The 21,085-nt window shown below is 37.3% G+C and carries 18 protein-coding genes and 3 pseudogenes; 6 read left to right on the top strand and 15 right to left on the bottom strand.

Features of this window, described 5'->3' with window-relative positions; genetic code table 11:
- The first annotated feature begins 44 nt into the window (after window positions 1-44).
- Window positions 45-1,316 (top strand): O-acetylhomoserine aminocarboxypropyltransferase/cysteine synthase family protein, encoded by a 1,272-nt coding sequence (locus CVS97_RS02410; protein WP_107784956.1) that lies wholly within the window; start codon window positions 45-47, stop codon window positions 1,314-1,316.
- A 38-nt stretch (window positions 1,317-1,354) separates the two neighbouring features.
- Here CVS97_RS02410 and CVS97_RS02415 read toward each other — a convergent pair whose 3' ends face one another.
- The 6 genes and pseudogenes from CVS97_RS02415 to CVS97_RS02440 all read right to left on the bottom strand — a co-directional run bounded on the left by CVS97_RS02415 (window position 1,355) and on the right by CVS97_RS02440 (window position 7,391).
- On the bottom strand, window positions 1,355-1,534 hold the full coding sequence (locus tag CVS97_RS02415) for a transformation system protein (RefSeq protein WP_107784957.1): 180 nt from the start codon (window positions 1,532-1,534) through the stop codon (window positions 1,355-1,357).
- Window positions 1,535-2,037: 503 nt separating this feature from the next.
- Window positions 2,038-3,482: pseudogene (locus CVS97_RS02420) on the bottom strand (potassium/proton antiporter).
- 20 nt (window positions 3,483-3,502) lie between these two features.
- Window positions 3,503-3,940 carry a hypothetical protein gene (locus CVS97_RS02425; RefSeq protein WP_021090991.1) on the bottom strand — a complete coding sequence of 146 codons (438 nt, stop codon included), beginning with the start codon at window positions 3,938-3,940 and terminating at the stop codon, window positions 3,503-3,505.
- A gap of 31 nt (window positions 3,941-3,971) precedes the next feature.
- On the bottom strand, window positions 3,972-5,213 hold the full coding sequence (locus CVS97_RS02430) for an ArsS family sensor histidine kinase (protein ID WP_107784958.1): 1,242 nt from the start codon (window positions 5,211-5,213) through the stop codon (window positions 3,972-3,974).
- Window positions 5,213-5,890, bottom strand: coding sequence for a response regulator transcription factor (locus CVS97_RS02435; protein WP_087578684.1), 678 nt, complete (start codon window positions 5,888-5,890; stop codon window positions 5,213-5,215). The genes CVS97_RS02430 and CVS97_RS02435 overlap by 1 nt, the downstream gene beginning before the upstream one ends.
- 97 nt (window positions 5,891-5,987) lie before the next feature.
- A complete protein-coding gene (locus CVS97_RS02440; RefSeq protein ID WP_085657485.1) occupies window positions 5,988-7,391 on the bottom strand; it encodes a Do family serine endopeptidase in 1,404 nt (467 codons plus the stop codon).
- A gap of 155 nt (window positions 7,392-7,546) precedes the next feature.
- Between CVS97_RS02440 and CVS97_RS02445 the strand changes: the two genes are divergently transcribed.
- From CVS97_RS02445 to CVS97_RS02455, 3 genes are read left to right on the top strand one after another with little or no spacing between them, the layout of a single operon-like run.
- On the top strand, window positions 7,547-8,443 hold the full coding sequence (locus CVS97_RS02445; protein ID WP_054196486.1) for a DnaJ family protein: 897 nt from the start codon (window positions 7,547-7,549) through the stop codon (window positions 8,441-8,443).
- Between the two features lie 3 nt (window positions 8,444-8,446).
- Window positions 8,447-8,821 (top strand): heat shock protein transcriptional repressor HspR, encoded by a 375-nt coding sequence (locus CVS97_RS02450; protein ID WP_072594938.1) that lies wholly within the window; start codon window positions 8,447-8,449, stop codon window positions 8,819-8,821.
- A 3-nt stretch (window positions 8,822-8,824) separates the two neighbouring features.
- Window positions 8,825-10,450, top strand: a complete 1,626-nt coding sequence (locus tag CVS97_RS02455) for a cation:proton antiporter (protein WP_103582662.1) — start codon at window positions 8,825-8,827, stop codon at window positions 10,448-10,450.
- A gap of 102 nt (window positions 10,451-10,552) precedes the next feature.
- On the opposite strand, the gene CVS97_RS02460 is transcribed toward CVS97_RS02455, so the two are convergent.
- The 3 genes and pseudogenes from CVS97_RS02460 to secA form a co-directional block, all read right to left on the bottom strand.
- On the bottom strand, window positions 10,553-11,752 hold the full coding sequence (locus CVS97_RS02460; protein ID WP_107784959.1) for an ABC transporter permease: 1,200 nt from the start codon (window positions 11,750-11,752) through the stop codon (window positions 10,553-10,555).
- A gap of 52 nt (window positions 11,753-11,804) precedes the next feature.
- Window positions 11,805-11,906, bottom strand: a pseudogene (locus CVS97_RS09605) (SEC-C metal-binding domain-containing protein); the annotation flags it as partial.
- 108 nt (window positions 11,907-12,014) lie between these two features.
- Window positions 12,015-14,411: pseudogene (gene secA, locus CVS97_RS02465) on the bottom strand (preprotein translocase subunit SecA); the annotation flags it as partial.
- A 97-nt stretch (window positions 14,412-14,508) separates the two neighbouring features.
- Here secA and lolA point away from each other — a divergent pair.
- Window positions 14,509-15,021: a LolA-like outer membrane lipoprotein chaperone gene (gene lolA, locus CVS97_RS02470; RefSeq protein ID WP_103560261.1), complete on the top strand. Its 513-nt coding sequence runs from the start codon at window positions 14,509-14,511 to the stop codon at window positions 15,019-15,021.
- A gap of 26 nt (window positions 15,022-15,047) precedes the next feature.
- Here lolA and CVS97_RS02475 read toward each other — a convergent pair whose 3' ends face one another.
- The 6 genes from CVS97_RS02475 to CVS97_RS02500 all read right to left on the bottom strand — a co-directional run bounded on the left by CVS97_RS02475 (window position 15,048) and on the right by CVS97_RS02500 (window position 20,455).
- Complete coding sequence (locus tag CVS97_RS02475; protein ID WP_103619083.1) at window positions 15,048-15,587, bottom strand: hypothetical protein; 540 nt, start codon at window positions 15,585-15,587, stop codon at window positions 15,048-15,050.
- Entirely contained in the window at window positions 15,584-16,903 is a 1,320-nt protein-coding gene (locus tag CVS97_RS02480) for an ATP-dependent DNA helicase (protein WP_107784961.1), read from the bottom strand. The genes CVS97_RS02475 and CVS97_RS02480 overlap by 4 nt, the downstream gene beginning before the upstream one ends.
- Window positions 16,904-18,913, bottom strand: coding sequence for an SH3 domain-containing protein (locus CVS97_RS02485; protein WP_107784962.1), 2,010 nt, complete (start codon window positions 18,911-18,913; stop codon window positions 16,904-16,906).
- Window positions 18,910-19,062, bottom strand: coding sequence for a hypothetical protein (locus CVS97_RS02490; RefSeq protein WP_234401413.1), 153 nt, complete (start codon window positions 19,060-19,062; stop codon window positions 18,910-18,912). The genes CVS97_RS02485 and CVS97_RS02490 overlap by 4 nt, the downstream gene beginning before the upstream one ends.
- An 83-nt stretch (window positions 19,063-19,145) precedes the next feature.
- Window positions 19,146-19,592 (bottom strand): DUF523 domain-containing protein, encoded by a 447-nt coding sequence (locus tag CVS97_RS02495; protein ID WP_107784963.1) that lies wholly within the window; start codon window positions 19,590-19,592, stop codon window positions 19,146-19,148.
- The gene (locus tag CVS97_RS02500) at window positions 19,589-20,455 is read right to left on the bottom strand and encodes a D-amino acid aminotransferase (protein ID WP_107784964.1); all 867 of its coding nucleotides are present in this window, start codon (window positions 20,453-20,455) and stop codon (window positions 19,589-19,591) included. Before CVS97_RS02500 ends, CVS97_RS02495 begins: the two co-directional genes overlap by 4 nt.
- Window positions 20,456-20,559: 104 nt before the next feature.
- Here CVS97_RS02500 and CVS97_RS02505 point away from each other — a divergent pair, with 104 nt between their 5' ends.
- Window positions 20,560-21,063 (top strand): hypothetical protein, encoded by a 504-nt coding sequence (locus tag CVS97_RS02505; protein ID WP_021090515.1) that lies wholly within the window; start codon window positions 20,560-20,562, stop codon window positions 21,061-21,063.
- Window positions 21,064-21,085 lie beyond the last annotated feature (22 nt).

Genomic DNA, 21,085 nt, shown 5'->3' on the forward strand with positions numbered 1-21,085 from the left:
GCTAATGTATAATTTACGCCAAAATTACCTTAAAAGGAGCAAAAATGAGGCAAGAAACCGCTGCGATCCACGTAGGCTACGACACACATGAGGGCTTTGGCACGATGGCTGTGCCTATTTTTCAAAGCACGGCTTACGACTTTGGAAGTGCCGAGACAGCCGCAGCTAGGTTCGATCTAAAGGATGGCGGCCACATCTACACAAGACTTGGCAATCCAACGACAGATATCTTTGAAAAAAGGGTTGCCGCACTTGAAGGCGGAGCCGCTGCGATAGCGACTGCAAGCGGTCAGTCAGCTTTGTTTTACAGCATAATAAATTTAGCCCAAGCAGGTGACAACATTATCATTGCCAAAAAAATTTATGGCGGCACGACAGTACTTTTTACGCACACACTAAAAAGATTTGGCATAGAGGCCAGAGTCTTTGACAGCGACACGGCTGATGATCTGGAGAGTTTGATAGATGATAAAACAAGGGCTATATTTTTTGAAACACTTTCAAATCCGCAAATTTCTATCCCAAATATCGAGAAAATCGTAGAAATTTCAAACAAATATGGCATCATCAGCATCACTGATAACACCGTGCCAACGCCTATCATCTTTCAGCCACTTCGCCACGGCGTCGATGTTTGCGTGCATAGCGCTAGCAAATATATGAGCGGTCAGGGTCTTAGTCTAGCGGGTGTCGTTGTAAGTGCAAACCACCTAAACGAGAAGCTAAAAGGCAACAAGAGATATGAGCACTTTAACGTGCCAGACGCAAGCTATCACGACATCGTATATGCTGATATGACGGATCGTTTTGACATCTACACGCTAAGAATGAGGCTTGCCATCGTGCGCGACATCGGCGCTGTGATCTCTCCGTTTAACTCTTGGCAGCTCATACAAGGGCTTGAAACGCTTGCTGTTAGAGTTGAGAGACACTCGCAAAACGCGCTAAAAGTGGCTAAATTTCTAAACTCTCACAAACATATAAAAAGCGTGGCTTATCCTGGGCTTGCCGACAACATAGATCACGCAAAGGCGCAAAAATACTTTAAAGACGGCATGGCAAATGGACTATTTTGCTTTGAGACTGATAGCTTTGAGCGCGCGAAAAAGATGCTAGAGCGCGTAAAACTCTTTAAGATCGTGGTAAATATCGGCGATACAAAATCACTCATAACACACCCAGCCTCGACAACTCACCAGCAGCTAAGCAGTGAAGAGCTCATCAAAGCCGGAATCACAAAAGAACTAATAAGAGTTAGCATAGGTCTTGAAAACGCCGAAGATCTAATCGCTGATCTAGCTCAAGCTTTAGAATAAAGAAATTTCTAGCTCATTTTGGGCTAGAAATTTAAAATTTACTCAAGCTTGCCATGTATCCTCTCGCACTCTTTTGCTTGCCTTATAAATTTTATAACGATGTAGATGACAAATAGCGGCACGCTTATATACCAAAAGGCAAAAAAGGCGAGCAGAAAAAATATAAATAAGAATGTTGCAAAATATACCAGGACTGCAAGGATGATACTATCAAGCATTTTGCCTCCCATTTTGCTAGTGTTTTAGTGATTTTATAAAAAGCAAAATAAAATGAGACTGAACGGATTTGTTTTGGCCTTAAAATTTAAGCTAAGCTGCAAGCGAAGCCAAATTTTTAGTAGGTAACTCTTGCGAGTAAATAGAATTTCAAAAATTTGTAAAAATATAAAATCCCATTTGTGATACTTCTATTCAAAAGGGAGACAAGGGGACTCAAGTTATGGTCTGCTTGCAGTTGCGAGCTTGCGAAGCAAAGCCGTCCCCTTATCCCCCTTTAATCCCTCAATCACCTCGCACATCAGAGGTAGCACACAAAGGTACTAACGCGCCGCATGCTATTAAAAACTCTGGCAAATTTTAAAAATTTACGAGCTAGCATATCACGACTCTAAATTTAGTGGAAAAGCTTGCGAGAGTTAAATTTAGTAGTCTGCTAAGGCGAGTGAGTAAAGTTTTAAAATTTACAAAAAGAAATAAAATGTGGCAATTTTTATCAAAAATTTTAATAAGTCAAATACTTAATCGTATCTTGATAAAGCACTTGATTTTCGCATTGTATCAGTAGCAAGTCATTTTCTTCAAAGATTGTTGAGCCAGTTGGCTTTTGATACTCATTTTTACGCTTTATTAGGATTATTAAAAACTCAGTTGGAAGCTCAAGCTGAGCCAAATCTTTACCAATTAGTTTTGAGCCATAGTGGATGGTATGCTGGCGAAGTGTGTAGCTTAAGATCGGAGAGTTTTCTACCGGCTTAACATCCTCTTGCTCACTCTCTTTGACCTTAAATTTATCAGCTGCAAAGCCAAGTGACATACCCTGTATCAAAATAGAAATCAAAACCATAAAAAATATAATGTTAAAAATCATATCCGCATCACGTACGCCATCGACGTAAACATAGGTAGCTAGCACAACTGGCACGACGCCTCTTAGCCCAACCCAGGAGATAAAAATTTGCTCATTTATCTTAAATTTTGAAAATGCAAGCGATGCAAAAACACCAAGTGGTCTTGCAAAAAACATAAGCCATAATGCCAAAACAAGCGCCATTAGCGCCGTTGCTGGAAGCTCGGAGGGATTTACCAAAAGACCAAGTGTCAAAAAGACAACTATTTGCATCGTCCAAGCGATACCATCGTGAAAACCGACTAAATTTTTCTTATGAGAAAACTCTTTTTTGTTTATAAAAATTCCAGCTATATAGACAGCCAAGTAGCCATTGCCACCGATTTTAAAGCAAAGTGTGTATAAAAGCAATATCCAAGCGATAGAAAAAACTGGATAAAGACCCCAGCTTTTTAGGCGAAGTCTATTAAAAATAGCCGGCAAAGCAACGCCAAATAAATAGCCCATAGCGATACCTATGCCAAACTGCTTAACCAGTGTAATCGCCCACTCTGACGCACTTGGAGTGCTATTTAGTGAGATCATTTGAATGATCGTCATAGTTAAAAATATCGCCATTGGATCGTTTGAGCCAGATTCAAGTTCAAGCAATGGTGCAATGCTATTTTTAAGTGAAATTTTCTTAGCTCTTAGTATGGCAAATACCGCTGCTGCATCTGTTGAAGAGATGATGGAGCCTAGCAAAAAGGCCTCTGCCCAAGTAAAATCAAGCAGATATTTTGCTACTGGAGCGCGATGGCTAGCGCGGTTAAGAAAACACCAAGTGTAGCAAGCGCTAAACCTCTACCAAAAATAGGCTTAATCGCTGCAAAATCAGTATCTAGCCCACCAGCATAAAGTATAAAAATAAGTGCTAACATGCCGACATTTTGAGCAATCATTTGATCATCAAAATTTACACCAAGCAACCCATCTGAGCCAGCTAGCATACCAACGCCTAAAAATATTATTAAAGATGGAATTCCAAATTTATCAGAGATCTTACTTAAAAGAATACTAGTTATAAGCAAAACTGCAAAAAATAGTAGTAAATTCTCCAAATAAACTCCACAAAATTATATTAAATCATGCTTTCAAAAGCTTCAAATTTTTCTTGATTTGAAAGCATTTCAAGCAATACACCATAATTGTCTTTTATCTCATCTTGAAGCTTAGTAGTAAGCTCTTTAGCGTTTCTTCCGTCTTTTGGATAGCTCACTATTAAATCAATTGGCTCAGCGTTTAAAAACTCTTGAATACCTGATAATAGTTCGCTAGCTCCTCTTTCATTTGTTCCATGAAGCACGACCACATAATGCTCGTTCTCTCTTACAACAACATCGGTTTGTCTTAAAAATTTTTCAAAGAGTTCACTATACTCTTTGGTGCTTGGCAAAGAAAAATATATCAAAGATAAATTTTTTGCATAATCTTTTACATTTTTATAACGATTTATAAAAGCTATTTCAAGATCTATTATTGATAAGATATCAACTGGTGAGAAAATTTTTGCTGCCATTTTTAGCCCTTTTTTGTTTATTATGTTTTATTTAAGTCACTATTATATCTTGTAAATTTTCAAAAACAAAGACATTCATTCCGTTTTTATATTCGTATCTAAATTTGAGTCCATGAGCATCAAGTATATTGCTAACTATATATAAACCTAGGCCAAAACTCTTTTGAGTATCCTCTCCTTTGATAAATGGCTGGACATAAAAGTCAAGATCATTTTTTAGCTTCTCGCCTTGAGTTATAAATTTCATATGATCCTTGCTAACAACGATATTTACGTGCTTATCAGTTGAGTATTTTATGCCATTATCTATCATATTTTTTATGGCGACTGAAAATAGCTTGAAATCAACAAGCACCCTAACCTCATCAAGCTCACTGACACCAACACACTCTTTTTCTACCATGGCTATATCTATGGCCTCATCGATGAGATCCCTCATAAAACATGGTGTTTTATTGCTAAGCCCTATTTTTGATGTTATCTGCTCGATCGCCGCAAGTTCGTTTATCAAATTTTCAAGCTTGTGAAAGACAGAGATTAGCCTCTCTTGATTTTTACTTTTTTCTATCATTTGAGCGGCTATCAGGCCTTTTGTGATAGGAGTTTTTAGCTCGTGCATTATATTTCTTAAAAAAAGATGCCTCGAGTCATTAAGTGCCTTGATCTGACAAACCGCCTCATAAAATGCCTCTGAAACTTCAGAAATTTCATCCTTGCCGTTGCCAACATTTTGTACGCCATCAAGCTCACCATTTGCAAATTTTACGATCTGACGCTTTAGCTTTCTAAGTGGTTTTATCTTATATATGACAAAAATGTAAGCACCTAGCAAAATGACCGCAACCACCAGAAAAACAGCCTTTATCACCTCGTATCTGTAAGGCTGAAATTCTTTATCCATTAAAAGCTTTAGCTCGTCTAAATGCTCAATCCTTAAGTAGTGATGCTTATCATAAAGCAAGATCGCACTTGAACCTAGATCGCTTGAAATTTCTTCTAAAACGGTTGCTTGCTTTAAAATTTCATCTTTTCTCTTCTCGTCTTTGATCTCTGGCATATCGATATTTGAAAGCTGGCGGTCGTACTGAGTTTTATTTATGATGCCACCCATATAAAATAAATTTGTCCTAGCAACGTTTGAGTATTTGTTGTTTAGCTCTCTTGTATAGTTTTGCTTATCAAAGCCCATGAGCCATAAAAAAGCTAGAAATATCGAAACGAGCGCAAGAGCAAAGATAAAAGTTATGGTTATAAAAATAGACGATCTTGGCATCAAAGAACCAATTTATAGCCGATACCACGGATAGCGTGGATATACTTTGGCTCTTTTGGATTTTCATTTAGTTTTTGGCGAATCCTGCCGATGATGACGTCAATACTTTTATTTGAGCTATCTTCGTTTATGCTCTCACAGTTATAGATAAGCTCCTCTCTAGTAACCGCTCCGCCCTCTTTTAAAAGTAGATATTTTAAGATGTCATATTCTGCGGCAGTTAAATTTAAGACGCTGCCTTTAAATAAAATTTCATGTTCAAATTCTTTTAAAACCAGGTCCTTATTTAAATTTCTCGCCTCACTTGCTGGGGTGATACTCTGCCTTCTTAGATGACTTTTGATACGAGCCAAAAGCTCTTGTGGGTCATATGGCTTTGGCAAATAATCATCTGCTCCGTTATCAAGAGCATTTACCTTATCCGTTATATCATGCCTTGCACTTGATATGATAATAGGAATATTGTGATTTTTCCTGATCTCTTTACAAACTTCTAATCCATCCATACCAGGCAATGTAAGATCTAGTATAACTAGGTCAAATTTACTTGTATTTAGCGTAGATAGTCCGATATATGGCTCTTCAGCAGTTACTACTTCAATATCGTAGTTTTCTAGATATTCAGTTAAAATTTCAGCAAGCTCCATATCATCTTCTATCATTAAAATTCTAGTCATGATCTTTCCTGTTGTAAATTTATTTTTAAGGATTATAGCAGATTAAGATTTTAAAAATTTAAAAGGGTTAAGAGCTGAAATTTCAGCTCTTAGATGATTATTTTATAACAAGACCTTGTATGATACCACCGCGATTTATCCACACTAGCGTCTTTTTACCTTTTGTATTTTTGATAGTATTTGCAAATGTTTGAAGATCTTTTATACTCTCTTCACCAACTTGCACGATCACATCGCCTCTTTCAAAGCCAAAGTCTTCAGCTTTTGAGCCAGATTTTACATCAGTTACTAGCACGCCTTGAGTATCTGGGCTGATTTTGTATTTATATCTTATCTCATCGCTTAGATTGCTAACGCTAAGTCCTTCGATGATAATGCTTTTTGCTATGTCTTTTGAATTGTGATCAGCGTTTGCAAGCTTGATTTTTGCATTCATTATTTTATTTGATCGCTCGTAAGTTATATCAACGCTGCTATTTGGAGTTAGTGAGCCAATGAAATTTTTAAGATCATTTGCGTTTTTGATAGCTTTATCATTAGCTGATATAACCAAATCGCCTCTTTTTAGCCCAGCCTCATCTGCTGGCATGCCTTGCTCTACGCCACTTATTAAAGCACCTTCTTTATTTGTGTAAAGCTCTTTTTGCTCATCAGTTAAATTTGCAATAGTAACGCCGATAAAGCCACGTTCGATCTTGCCATCAGTTATCAGCTTTTTAGCGATATCTTTTACCATATTTGATGGGATCGCAAAGCCAATGCCGTTATTGCCACCACTTTTTGAAAGTATGGCTGAGTTTATTCCAACCAAATAGCCCCTGCTATCAACCAAAGCGCCGCCTGAATTTCCTGGGTTTATAGAGGCGTCTGTTTGGATAAAATTTTCATATTGATTAAGTCCGATATTATCTTTATTTAGGCCTGAAATGATACCTTGAGTGATACTTTCACCAACGCCAAATGGATTACCTATTGCAAATACGACGTCTGCATCAAGCAGCTTTGATGAGTCCGCAAAAGTGATCGCATTTAGTCCGTTTGCTTCTATCTTTACGACGGCTAGATCGGTTTTTGGATCACTTCCTATTAGCTTTGCTTTATACTCTTTGCCGCCATTTGCAAGAGTTACAACTATTTGATCACTATCTTCTATAACGTGGTTATTTGTAACGATATATCCATCATTTGAGATGATAACGCCAGAACCAAGTGAAGTAGTTTTTTCTTTTTCTTTTGGTTTTGCAAAGTTAAATCCAAAAAATTCATTGAAGAAAGGGTCGTTAAACATCTGCTCAATGCCAGCGTTATTTACCGTTTTTGTAGTTGAGATATTTACAACTGAAAGCTTTGCCTGAGCGATCGAGTCATAATAAGAAAGTACGCTATTTTTATCGCTAAGTGGCGATACTCTCGTGATATTAGAGTTAGCTTCATTAAATTTAATATCAGCCCCCACTAAAAAAGAAGCTGCTACTAATGAAATTAGCACAATCTTTTTCATTTTTTTCCTTTAAACTAAAAATTTTTGTAAATTATAAATATAGTGAAAAAATAAAATCTTAACACTTTTTCTTGTTATTAAACAAAAATAAACTTGACTTGCATAGACTAAAGCTTTGTGATATAATCTGTATCAAAAAAATATAAGGAGAATATATGAGTGAAAGCTTATATGAGACTTTAGGGGTTTCAAAGGGTGCCTCAAGCGACGAGATAAAAAAAGCTTATAGAAAACTTGCCAGAAAATATCACCCAGACATCAATAAAGACCCTGGAGCAGAAGATAAATTTAAAGAAATAAATGCTGCTTATGAAATTTTAAGCGACGATAAAAAACGAGCTCAATACGACCAGTACGGTGACACTATGTTTGGCGGTCAAAATTTCCACGACTTTGCTAGTAGCTCAGCCGATATGGGCGATCTAAATGAAATTTTAAAGAATATCTTCTCAGGTGGCTTTGGCGGCGGTGGAGCTAAATTTAGCAGCGGATTTGGTAGTAATTTTGGAGGCTTTGACGGATTTAGTAGTGGTGGATTTGGCTTTGGCGGAGCTGATTTAGACGTAAATGCAAAAATTTCTATACCATTTGACGTGGCTGTAACTGGTGGCGAACATAAGATAAATTTTAATGGCGAAAGCATTAAGATAAAAATTCCAAGTGGCATAGAAGGCGGCGAGAAGCTTCGTGTAAAAGGCAAAGGCAAGAGCGCTGGTGGTCAAAAAGGCGATCTTATACTTGCTATTAGCGTTGAGCCAAGCGACGAGTATGAAAGAGTCGGAGACGATCTTTATAAAGATATAGAAATTCCACTAAAAACTATGCTTTTTGGCGGAAAAGTCGATGTGCATACTTACAAAAAAGATGTCACGATTAAGATCGCTGAGAACTCAAAAACAGGTACAAAGATCCGCCTAAAAGGATATGGTGTGCAAAATAGAAAGAGCGGAATTTATGGCGATCTTTACTTAAAAGCCAGGGTAAAACTTCCAAATATCAGTGAGCTTGATGAAGGCTTAGTAAAAGAGTTAAAAGAAAAATTACCGGAGTAAAAAATGCAAAATTATGAAGAACCACTTTTTTTAATAAGCGTTGTTGCAAAGGTTTTAAGCATACATCCACAAACTTTAAGACAGTATGAAAGAGAGGGACTTATCGAGCCATCAAGAACAGATGGCAAGATGAGGCTCTACTCACAAAAAGACGTTGATCGCGTAAAAACTATACTAAATTTAACACGCGAACTAGGTGTAAATTTAGCCGGCGTTGATGTGATACTTCAGTTGAAAGAAAAAATTGACGATTTAGAATCAACTATTGATGAGCTAAATAAAAAATTGCACGAAGCTACCAGTCAAACTAGCACAAAAAGATCGCTCGTAAAAAGAAAAAATAGCTTTGATCTAGTCTTTTATGAAGGTAAAAAATAATTTATGGAACAAATTTTAGAAGGTTTCTTGCTTGTTGCAGCGATCTCAGTCGCATTAAACGTCATTTTTAAGAAATTTCAGATACCAACCATCATCGGCTACATCGTAACTGGTACGCTTATATCAGAATTTTTCAACCTAAAAAGCAATGATGAAATTTCTCATATCGCGGAATTTGGTATCGCATTTTTGATGTTTACCATTGGGCTTGAGTTTAGTTTTAAACACTTAATGGGCATGAAAAAAGAGGTCTTTTTAAATGGCGGCTTACAGGTTTGTTTAAGTGGCTTTATAATGGGCGTTATGCTTTATTATACCCTTCACTTAAAAGACGAAACAGCACTTATTGCAGGCCTTGCACTTGCACTCTCATCAACTGCGATCGTGCTAAAGACGCTAAATGATAGTGGCGATGTGAGTAAAATTTACGGTAGAAAAGCACTTGGAATTTTACTATTTCAAGATATTGCCGTCATTCCTATTTTACTTATGATTGATATGTTTAGCTCACAAGATGCCTCGATAAATGAGCTTTTACTAAAGACATTTACAAGTGCGATTATTCTTATTGTTGTGCTATTTTTACTTGGTAAATATGTCATCAACTGGATATTTTATAAAGTTATTCAAACAAATTCGCAAGAGGTTTTTATAGCTACGATTTTGTTTATGGTCGTTGGCTCTAGCACTTTAGCTCACTTCTTTGGCTTCTCATACTCTTTGGGTGCATTTTTGGCCGGTATGATGATGGCTGAGACGCAATATAAACACCAAATCGAAGTTGATCTTATTCCTTTTAGAGATTTGCTCTTAGGGCTATTTTTTATAACCGTTGGTATGCAGATAAATTTTGCTGTCGTCATCTCAAACATCTGGCTTGTTCTTGGCCTAGTATTTAGTGTCATGGTGATAAAAGCAGTTGTTGTTTTTGCTATCTTAAACATCTACTTAAAGCGAAGAGTTGCTGCAAAAACCGCGCTTAGTGTTTGTCAAATAGGCGAATTTGCACTAGCTGTTTTTGGACTAATGACTACTAGAAATTTACTTGATATACAAACTGCTCAAATTTTTATCGCAGCCTCAGTTGTGTCGATGTTTGCTACACCTTTTATACTTAAAAAACTAGACGCGATAGCAGACCTCATAGAACGTGAGATCGTTGTTGAACCGAATGAAACTCTAAAGCCGCAAAAAATAAAAAATCACATCGTAGTCTTTGGCTATGAGAGACTTGGACAAGAGGTCGTTTTGAGACTAAAAGAGACAAAGCTTTTATATCTTGTGCTTGATAATGATATTAGTCTAGTTGAGCTTGGTAGGAGCCGCGGAGAAAATGTATTTTTAGGTAACGTTCTTCAAAGCCACACACTTGAAAATGCCTGCTTAAGCGATGCAGCTGCTGTTATTATAACTGTTAACAATGAGCAAAGAGTGGAGCTCATCGCGCAAAAGATAAAAGACTACGGCGTAAATACCCAAACTATAATAAAAATAAATGGTGAGGGCAATAAAGATATTTTTGGTGAGCTAGGTAAAAATTTTCACCTAATAAACGAAGAGCGTGTCATGGCAAAAACACTCGTACACGAGGCTCTTCAATGCAAAATCGATCATGATATAAGAGCGTAAAAGTATAAATTTATCCTAGAATTTTACGAGTTTATGCTAATTTTAAAATAATCTTTTAAAAATAACTTTTACAAGCAATGAGCAGGCCTAAGTCTCTAGGCTCTACTCATTTCTTAAAGTTTGAAGCACATTTACTTCCGTGGATTTTTTAGCTGGGTAATAAGACGATATAGCCACGATAAATACAGCTCCAACTATAATAAGCACAAGATCGATGGTTGAAAGCTCGAGTGGTAGTTTGCTTGAGCCATAAACGTCAGCTGGCAGGTCTATGATATTAAAATTTCCAAGTAAAAATAGTCCTAAAAAGCCAAGCGCTAAGCCAAATATAATGCCACCGCCCCCGATTACTAGCCCTTGATAGAAAAAGCTTCTTTTTATCTCACTTTTACTAGCTCCAAGTGCAAGAAGCAAGGCGATCTCTTGCCTGCGGTTCATCACTGTCATTAGCAGCGAGCTTATGATATTTAGCGACGCCACAAGGATAATAAGCATCAAAACGATAAAAAGTGCTCGTTTTTCAAGTGCAAGCGCTGAAAAAAAGTTGCCATTTTGCTCCCACCAGCCAATGGCAACCGTGCCAGCTGGAAGTCCCTCACGCACTCTTTTTATATCATCAAATGGCTTACTTGAAAAGATATGAATTCCATCATAAACGCCTTTTGGATAGTCTAAAATTTTCCTCAAAGCATCAACTGAAGTATATGAAAACGCCTTATCGTAGGCGATTAGCCCAGATGTAAATGAGCCACCGATATCAAAGCGCTTCATCTTTGGCGTTAGAGAAAAGCCAGCAGGATCAGCCTTTGTAAAGATAAGCGTTAGTTTTTCATCGTTTCTTAGTCTAAACTCACTCGTTATGCCACTTCCCACAAGTATCTCAAAACCATCTAGCTCTTTATCTTTTAAAGCTTCATTTACGACTGAGTTTATCTGTTTTTCATCTTTAAAATTTACGCCATAAACCAGTCCGCCCTCAAGCGCATTTGCCGAGCGATAAATGACCTGTGTGCTTATAAATGGACTAAATTTAAGATCACTAAATCTAGCCTTTAGCTCATCAACAAAGTCATCATCAATAGAGCCTTTAAAAGCACTTTGAACGGTTATAGGATAGTTCATCGTAAAAAGTTTGCGTTCAAATTCTTTGTCAAATCCATTCATAATCGCCATTGCAACGATCAAAACCATAAGTCCTATGCTAACACCAAGAAAGGCAAGCAAGGCACTTAGAGTGATAAATGGCTGAGTTTTATCAAATCTTAAATATTTAAAAAGTAGGTACTTTGGTAAGCTTGTCATCAAATAGCCTTTAAAAGATTAAGGCGCTTTTGGCGCCTTAAAAGTAGAAATTTTAAGCAAATATGCCTTTTTTAGGGCCACTTTTTCCATGGCAATCTTTATATTTTTTACCGCTTCCACAAGGGCATGGAGCGTTTCTTGGTATCTTTTTTTCAGGCGTAAATTTATCATCCTCGCCTTGATTGTTATAGCTCAAATGCTCATTTTCAGCATTTTGACTAGCTTCAAGCATCATTTTAGCTTGCTCCTCTTGCTCCTCACGGCTCTTAAATCTTACAACCTGAAGCGTCTTAACGCTCTCACTTTTTAGCCTGCTAACTAGCTCCATAAAGAGGTTATAGCTCTCTTTTTTGTACTCTACAAGCGGATCTTTTTGATTATATCCTCTAAGGCCGATACCAGTTTTTAGGATATCCATTTGATAGAGATGCTCTCTCCACGCATTATCAAGCACTTGAAGGTATAAAATTTTCTCTATCTCTTTTCTTTGATCTTCATTTAGCACGCTCATTTTTTCGTTATATCTTGCTTCAAAAATTTGCGCAAGCTTTTCTATTAGCTCATCATACTCTAGGCCTTTTAACTCGCTCTCGTCTATCTCTTCGCCACAATCTGCAAGAATGATAGAGCATAAATTTTTAATATCAAAGTCATCTTTCAAGCCGCCATGGAAAATTTCAGCCGTATCAAGTAAATTTGCAGCGTACTCTTTTCTATTTTGAGCTATCTTTTCGCTCATGTCATAGTTTTTATCAAGTAGCTCGTCGCGGTATTTATAGATAGTTTTTCTTTGCTCGTTTGCCACATCGTCATACTCAAGTAAGTGCTTTCTAGCCTCAAAGTGCAAGCTCTCAACTTTCTTTTGAGCGTTTTCAACAGCTCTTGTTACCATGCGACTCTCGATACTCTCGCCCTCGTCGATACCGAGCCTATCCATGATCGCTTTTATGCGGTCACTACCAAAAATTCTTAAAAGATTATCCTCTAAACTTAGATAAAATCTACTCATACCAGGATCGCCCTGACGTCCAGCACGGCCACGGAGCTGATTGTCTATCCTTCTACTCTCGTGCCTTTCAGTACCTATGATATAAAGTCCGCCTAAATTTCTAACCTCATCATCGATCCTGATATCAACACCGCGTCCTGCCATATTTGTAGCGATAGTCACAGCGCCTTTTACACCAGCTTGCGCGATGATCTCAGCCTCTTTTTCATGATTTTTAGCATTTAGCACAGAGTGTGGGATACCAACTTTTTTAAGCATCTCATGAAGTACCTCACTGCGCTCAATACTTGCAGTTCCCACAAGCACTGGCTGACCTTTTTCATGAGCTTTTTTAACTTCGTCGATAACTGCTTTAAATTTCTCATTTTGAGTTTTATAGATAAGATCGTTTTGATCGATCCTCTTAACTGGCAGGTTTGTAGGGATCGAGATAACTTCAAGGTTATAAATTTGGGAAAACTCAGTAGCCTCAGTCTGAGCCGTACCAGTCATACCTGCAAGCTTTTTATACATCCTAAAGTAGTTTTGGTAGGTTGTATCGGCTAGCGTTTGGCTCTCTTCTTGGATTTTTACGCCCTCTTTTGCTTCAAGCGCTTGGTGAAGCCCCTCACTAAAGCGTCTACCTTCACTTAAGCGTCCAGTAAATTCATCAACAATGACTACCTCGCCATCTTTTACGACATAATGAACGTCTTTTTCAAAAAGATTGTGAGCTTTTAGAGCTTGATCTAGGTGGTGGCTTAATATGGCATTTTCAAGGTTATATAAATTTTCAACACCAAATAATTTTTCAGCCTTGCTTATACCAGCTTCTGTGATCATTATCGTTCTATTTTTTTCATCAACTATAAAGTCACCTGTTGGCTTTGAGCCTGGCACGTTTGGATCGGCTGGAGTGCCTCTAGTAAGCTGTTTTGCGACCTGGTCAGCTCTTATATAGCCATCAAGCGTGCGGTTTGTTGGACCTGAGATTATAAGCGGTGTTCTAGCCTCATCTATCAAGATACTATCGACCTCGTCCACGATAACGAAGTTATGGCCTCTTTGCACCTTCTGGCCAGCTTCAAATTTCATATTGTCACGTAAATAATCAAAGCCAAATTCTGAGTTTGTGCCGTATGTTATGTCTGCGTTATACGCAGCTTGTCTTACGTTATCATCGTATCCGCCACTTAGTATCACATCAACGCTTAAGCCTAAAAAGTTATAAAGCTCGCCCATTTGCGTAGCGTCACGCTTTGCAAGGTAGTCGTTTACTGTTACTACATGCACGCCTTTGCCACTCATCGCGTTTAATATAACTGGTAAAGTCGCCACCAAGGTCTTACCCTCGCCAGTTTTCATCTCAGCGATCCTACCCTCGTTTAGCACCATACCGCCGATTAACTGTACGTCAAAATGGCGCATCTTAAGCACCCTTTTGCTAGCCTCTCTAACGATCGCAAAAACATCATTTAAAATTTCATCTAAAGTGACTTTTTCTTCGACGACTTGGGATTTAAGCTCGTTAAATTTTATCTTAAGCTCATCGTCGCTCATCTTCTCATAAGTTGGTTCTAGCGCATTTATCTGCGCCACACGTTTTATGTATTTTTTGACTTCTCTATCGTTTTTGGTGCCAAAAATCTTTCTAAATACCGATGAAATCATTATTTTACCTTCCTAAATTTTTAAACTTTGGATCTTAGCATAGTTTAACTATTTATTTAATTAAACTGGGCTAGAATACGCCAAAAAAGGATAAAAAATGAGAAAATTTCTAGTTGCATCTCTCATCGCAGTTTGCTCATTTGGTGCTGGCTTAAATTTCAAAAGCCTGCAAAGTGACTTTACGCAAACTGTTTTTAGCGAAGGCAAAAGCATAAATTACAAGGGTAGATTTTACGCAAAAAATGACAATACTGCACTTTGGATATATGAAAGTCCAACACCAAAGAGAATTTATTTTAACAAAGAGCGTGTGATCGTGATTGAAGACGAGCTTGAGCAAGCCATCATTTCAAAGCTTGATGATACGCCAAATTTGACGCAAATTTTAGCTCATGCGGAGCAAATTCAGCCGACACTTTATAAGGCGATATATGACGGAGTTGAGTACTTTATAACCATTAAAAACACTCTTCCAACGACGATTGACTATAAAGATAAACTTTCAAATAAAATAAAAATAACCTTAAGCAACCCAGTAAAAGACGCGCTCATACCACAAGAGACGCTAACCCCTGTCATTCCTCAGGGTTACGACATTGTAAATCAATAAATTTGGCTAGCTTTAGCCAAATTTACTCACTTCTCTCCAAAATCTTTTCCAAATTCCTGCACGTTATTTAGATCAATAGGCTTTTGAACTACATCATTTGGATCTGGCGAGATGATGATCTCATTGCCCTTTTTCTTCTTTTCTGGTTTTGTTACAATCTCTTCATTAACGCTTGGATCGGAGCATAAATTTTGGCTTTTTATTGCTTTTATGATCTCGCTTAGCTCAAGATTATTTATCACTTTTATATTTAAGATAAGCACATCATCGATATCAAGAGAGTGCTTTTTGGCTGCGTATTTTATGAAAAGCTCTTTAAATTTCTCTTTTCCCATTGAGGTTAAAATATCTTCCACGTAAAAGCTACCAACTATTATGTTTAAAGCATCAAGCACGTACGCTTCATTTTCTTCAACATCACGTCCGACAACTTCAAGGTTCATATTTATCTTTTTTGTTAAATTTTGTCCAGCTTTTGAATAAATATCTGTTTGAAAATCTCTTACTTTTAGCACGTCTGCAAATGCAAAAACACAAAAAGTAAGGCTTAAAAATAGCTTTTTCATAAATTCTCCTTAATATGCAAAAATACGTTTTCTTGGTAAAATTTCTTAACTTCGTCGTCAATTTTAACCACTTTTCTTAAATGCTGCCTAAAATCACTTTTTTTATCATAAAAAAGTTTTAAATTTTTAGGACTTACTGCACGAGAAAGTGCGACGTAGAGTTGTCCTTTGGCAAAAATATGGTTGATATTGCAAATGAGCGAGTTTATGCTCATTCCTTGGGACTTGTGGATAGTTAGAGCGTAAGCGAGCTTAAATGGAAACTGATAGAGTGACGCCTGTACATTTTCTTCGATCTCATCTTCATTTAAATTTAACGAACTAAATATATAAGCGGCTTTTTCTATCTCGCAAATTTCGCCGCTATCCTTTTTCACGATCACACTTGAAATGGCGCCATTTTCTTTTAAAATTTGCATGATCTTGCCTTGCTCACCGTTATAGTACTCGCCCCATTTATTTGACGTAAAGATAATCTTAGCGCCTATCTTCATCTCCAAATCCCTTGAGATATTTAGTGTATTTGCCCATTTTTCAAATTCTTTTTTATCTAAATTTTCATCCAAAATGTTCACATATGAGTTTGAAATTTCAAGTGGCGCGCCAAGCTCTGAAAGCCTCTTTTGATTTAGCATTTCAGCCTCGGCATTTCTGCCAAAAAGCACGCTCGTATCATCATCTGGCTCTATCTTGGTCACTCTTAAACTCTCTATATAGCTCATTATTTCATCATCTAGCTCGCCAACTCTAAGACGAGAGAGAATCTCATAAAATTTAAGATCGTTTGTACGTTTTGAGACTAGTAGCTCAACATTTGTAAATTTCATCTCCTCCCACGCACTGGAGTTAAAGGCGTATAAGAAGTTAAAAAGTTTGCTCTCATTTTGCTCTTTTTGCACGGGTGGGAGCTGATAAAAGTCGCCCACTATAAGCACCCTGCCCTTAAATTTAGATGTAAGCAAGCGGTATCTTATCATCTCCATTAAATCTGAGCTCACCATTGAAATTTCATCAATTACAAGCAGATCGCAGGCATCTAGCATATTTCGTAGCTTGCTTAGCTTATCTTTTTGGCGGTAGTCAAGCCGTCTTAGCTCCTCGTAGTCCTTGCAGTAGCCAAATTTAAAAAAGCTATGCAAGCTAACTCCCCCAAGGCTAACAGCACTTATGCCAGTTGAGCCAAGGATGACGACATTTTTAAAATTTTCTTTGTAGTATCTGATGATGGAGGCGGTTAGATAGCTCTTGCCAACACCGCCGCCGCCTGTTAAAAAGACGTTTGAGCGAGATAAAATTTCTAAAATTTGCTCTTTCATCTACTCAAACATCTCTGGGCGATACTCGAAGTGCATCGTATCAAAGTGCTTCCAGCGTCCACCCCAGATAAATTTATGTTTTTCAAAAACACGCACTATCTTTTCAGGGATGAGGTTTTGGTAGCCCTTGCTCCACTGCCAGTAGTGGCTCTTTTTTACATTTATATCAATCGCGATACCGTAGCTGTGCGCACTTAAGCGATTTGTATCAGCGATGATGCGCCACTTAAATGTCCCACCTGGATCTTTTAAATACTCGAGCAAACTCATATCATGTTTTACCATCTCATTTAGCTCGTTGCTAACCTCTTGCAAGGCAGCTGCAGCTCCATTTTTAGAGTTAAATTTTAAAGGTAAATTTAAAAAATCTTTTAGCCAAACGACATCTACTAAATTTGCTTTTGCCTCGCTCTCGCTTGAGCCATAAATTTTGCCTAAAAATTCATAATTTCTACATCTGCCAGCATCGCTTAGTGCGGTGCTAAGCGGCGAAAATGCAGCGTAATCAAGTGCATTCATATCCTCTATATCGGCCCCAGTGCTACACTCATCATCTTTTTGTTTAAAGTCATCATAGACAAATATTGTTCCATCACCGAATTTGACCAAATTATCCTCAACCTTAACATCATAAGCCCTTTGTAAAGCTGAAATTTTTCTAGCTTTATCGCTTATTACATTTTCGGGCTTTATCACATTTATAGAATCAACCTTTGAAATGAGCAAATTTGAGTTTTGTATATCGCTTCTGTTTTGTCCGATATTTAGCGTAGTTACTGCCGTAGCACCGATTAATGCCCTGCCGTTATTTTCGGTTTTTAGTCCCCAAGCATCATGCACCACATATATATCATCGCCCTTGTATCCAGCATAAAGCATGATATGTCCTGGCAGATGCACAAGCGTAAGATATGGCACGCCCTTTTCTTTTATCTCTTTTGTCTTAGCGGCGTTACTAAGTCCTTTTAGATCAAATTTTTGTCCCATATTTGCTTGAGCTCTTGAGTTTCTAGGCAACCACACGCCAAAACTTGCTAGTAAATCTTTGGTAAAAAGCGAGCAATCCCTTAGCTTATCGACCCCGCCCCAACCATAAGGCTGAGTAAGAAGAGAGCTAATAAGTGTTTTTAGATTTGAGTCATTAAATTTAAGAGGAAAAAGAGCGCCAACAGGCTTTGGCAACACAAATTCTCTCAAGAGATTTCTTACATAAATTTTTCCGTAGTAGTTTTTACTATCCTGAGCCAAAACAGGCAGTATCGCTCCGACTCTTGAATAAAATAAAAAATTTCCGGCCTTGTCATAAACTGGCATCTTGTCCGTTTTTATAGTCACAAAACTTGACTTTTGATAGGCATTTGCCTCATCATCGCTTATAAATTTTATATCCTCGACTTTTACCCAGCCCCAAACCGCATCATCGCTAACAAACGCCCATGCCCTGTCTTTAGAAAGATGTGAGACAAAAAGTGGATGAGCAATGCTTAGGGTTGATTCTTGCAGATAATCAAACGGATAGCCTTCTCCTGGAGTTTGCGGATTTAAAAATATCGGCTCATCGGTTGGAAAATTTCTTAAAGCTGTGTTTGCCGAAGTTAGGGCATAAGCAGAGATGCTTGAAAGAGCTGAAAAATTTGCATTATCCTTTTGTGCGTCAAACCAGCTTTGTGGGATCTCTCTAAAATTTGAGCCAAAATACTTTCTCTTTTCACTTGGTTTATATATATTAAATGCCCAAAAGACATCGTTTGGATTAAATTTTACGCCCCTTAATGTAAAAACCTTAAACCTTCTTTTTAAAATTTCTTCTTGGTCAAAACTTGCACTTTGTATATTTTGCGGTAGCGACGAGGCATCTTGCTTCATTTCAAAATCAAGCAAACTAATGCGTTCATTTGGCCTATATACATTTTCATCCGGTAAAGAATTTTGCACACTTGGCTTTGGCTGGGTCTGCGAACATCCCAAAAACAAAGCAACACTAAACGCTAAAAATATACCTTTTTTCAACTTTTTTCCTTATCCTTAAAAATAGCTTCGACGATCAAAACAAAAATGTAAAACATCTTTTCATCGTTATTTTTGCAAATTTGCTTCATAGTCTCATTCTCGCTTTTTACTTTTATATCGTTTGAGTTTTTCTTTGAAACCTCACCCACTTTTACATCATTGAGAGCATTTACAAAACCTTACCACGACGCACTTAAAGATTACCTCAAGCATAATGTTGTCTTTTAGTTTATCAGACATCAAGCCCTGCTATCTCATCTTCGCCGTAAACTAAAATTTCATTTTCTTTTAGCAGTTTTGCTGTGATGCCATCGCCTAAAATAAGCCTCTTACTAAAACTCCCGTCATAAATTTGCCCACTTCCACAACTTGGACTTTTTGATTTTAAAATAGCCTTTTTGCAGCCATTTAGCTTGGCTATTCTTAGACAAATTTCTGCTCCACTTTTAAAATTTTCGCTCACATCTTTACCTGAAAATTTACAAATAACTGCGCCATTTTTCATCTCAGCTGGCTCTCTTGGCGTGCTAAGCCCACCATAAACCTCTGGACAAACAAAAAGCAGATGATATCTCTTTGAAATTTCATCTAAAACATCTTTATTTAAGAGATTATTTTCGCCGTTAAATTTACAATTTATGCCGACTAGGCAAGCACTTATTAAGATTTTTTCTCTCAAAGTCCAGCTTCTTTTAAAAGTTCACCAGCATAAATTTCTCGGAGTTTGCTTGAAATTTCTCCCACTTTTGCGCCATTTATCGCCTTGCCATCAGCATAAACGACTGGCAAGAGTATGAGCGTCGCAGCCGAGATAAAGACTTCATCAGCGCCATAAACTTCATCCATGCTAAATTTTCGCTCCTCTATCTTAAGGCCAATATCTTTAGCAATCCTTAAAAGTCTCATACGGCGAATTCCTGGCAAAATTTCATTTGAAAGTGGCTTAGTAATGAGGGTTTTGCCCTTGATGATAAAAGCACTTGAGCTACAGCCCTCTGTGACAAAGCCATTTTCCACCATAAAGCCCTCGTCTGCGCCTTTTTTGTGAGCTTCATTTTTAGCATAGCACTGAGCTAGAAGCGAGATAGACTTGATGTCACGCCTTTTCCACCTGATATCCTCGACACTTACGACTTTTATACCAGTTTTTGCAGCAGGATTGTTTAAAATTTCACTCTCGTAGCAAAAGATAAAGACGCTTGGTGTTAAATTTTCTATGAAATAGAAATTTCTAAATGCCACGCCTCTTGTTACTTGCATGTAAATTCCGCCTTCTTTTAAGGCATTTTTGGAGATTATCTCGTTTAAGATCGCTTCAAATTTTTCCTTTTCGTAGGGCAAGCTTATATCTATCTCATTTAAGCTTCTTTCAAATCTTGCCCAAAATCCATCTTTATCAACCATTTTTGAATTTATCACAGGCACAACCTCATAAATTCCATCGCCAAATATAAATCCTCTATCAAAAGCACTAACTTTTGCCTCGTCTTTTTGCAAAAATTCTCCATTTAAAAAGACGGTTTGTAAAGCTTGATCTGCCATTTTTAGCTCCTTAAATTTTGGGCAAATTGTATCTAATTTTGTTTGAATTTATAGATTCTTAGATATAATGAGCCAAAATTTCAAAGGTAAAAAGTCTATAAAAAATGCAAGAAACTTTAAAAGATAGAATCATAAAAAACGTTTTTTTTGTTTCAAAACAGCCAGTTTTATTTAGGGATCTACTTGAAGCAAATGCCCTTTTTAACGAAGGTATGCTAATAGATGGAGCAAAGCTAAATTTTAGATTTAATCACATCAAGCTCTATCAGATTTATGCACTTATCTGTTTTGTCATTTTATTTCCATTGTTAATCATCACGCATCATTTTTTAGCAAAAACTGACGCACACATATCTATAATAGCGACTGCTGTCGTCACTTCGGCCGTTTTCATTGGCTTTGATATGTTTAAAGTTTGGGCAAGAAGAGAGATAAGCCACGATCTTATCAAAAAAGCCTGGAGTGTGCATTTTCCTTATTTTAGCTATGAAAAATACTCAAGCAAGGTCGAAGAAATTTATAATACTGCTATAAAAAACGACATATCAAAAAAAGATTTAGAACAATATATATATGAAAAGCTAATCTCTCAAAAAGAAAGTAATTAGCAAGTTAAAATATGCTTTGTTT

Source organism: Campylobacter concisus (genome assembly GCF_003049735.1).
Taxonomy (GTDB): Bacteria; Campylobacterota; Campylobacteria; order Campylobacterales; family Campylobacteraceae; genus Campylobacter_A; species Campylobacter_A concisus_AN.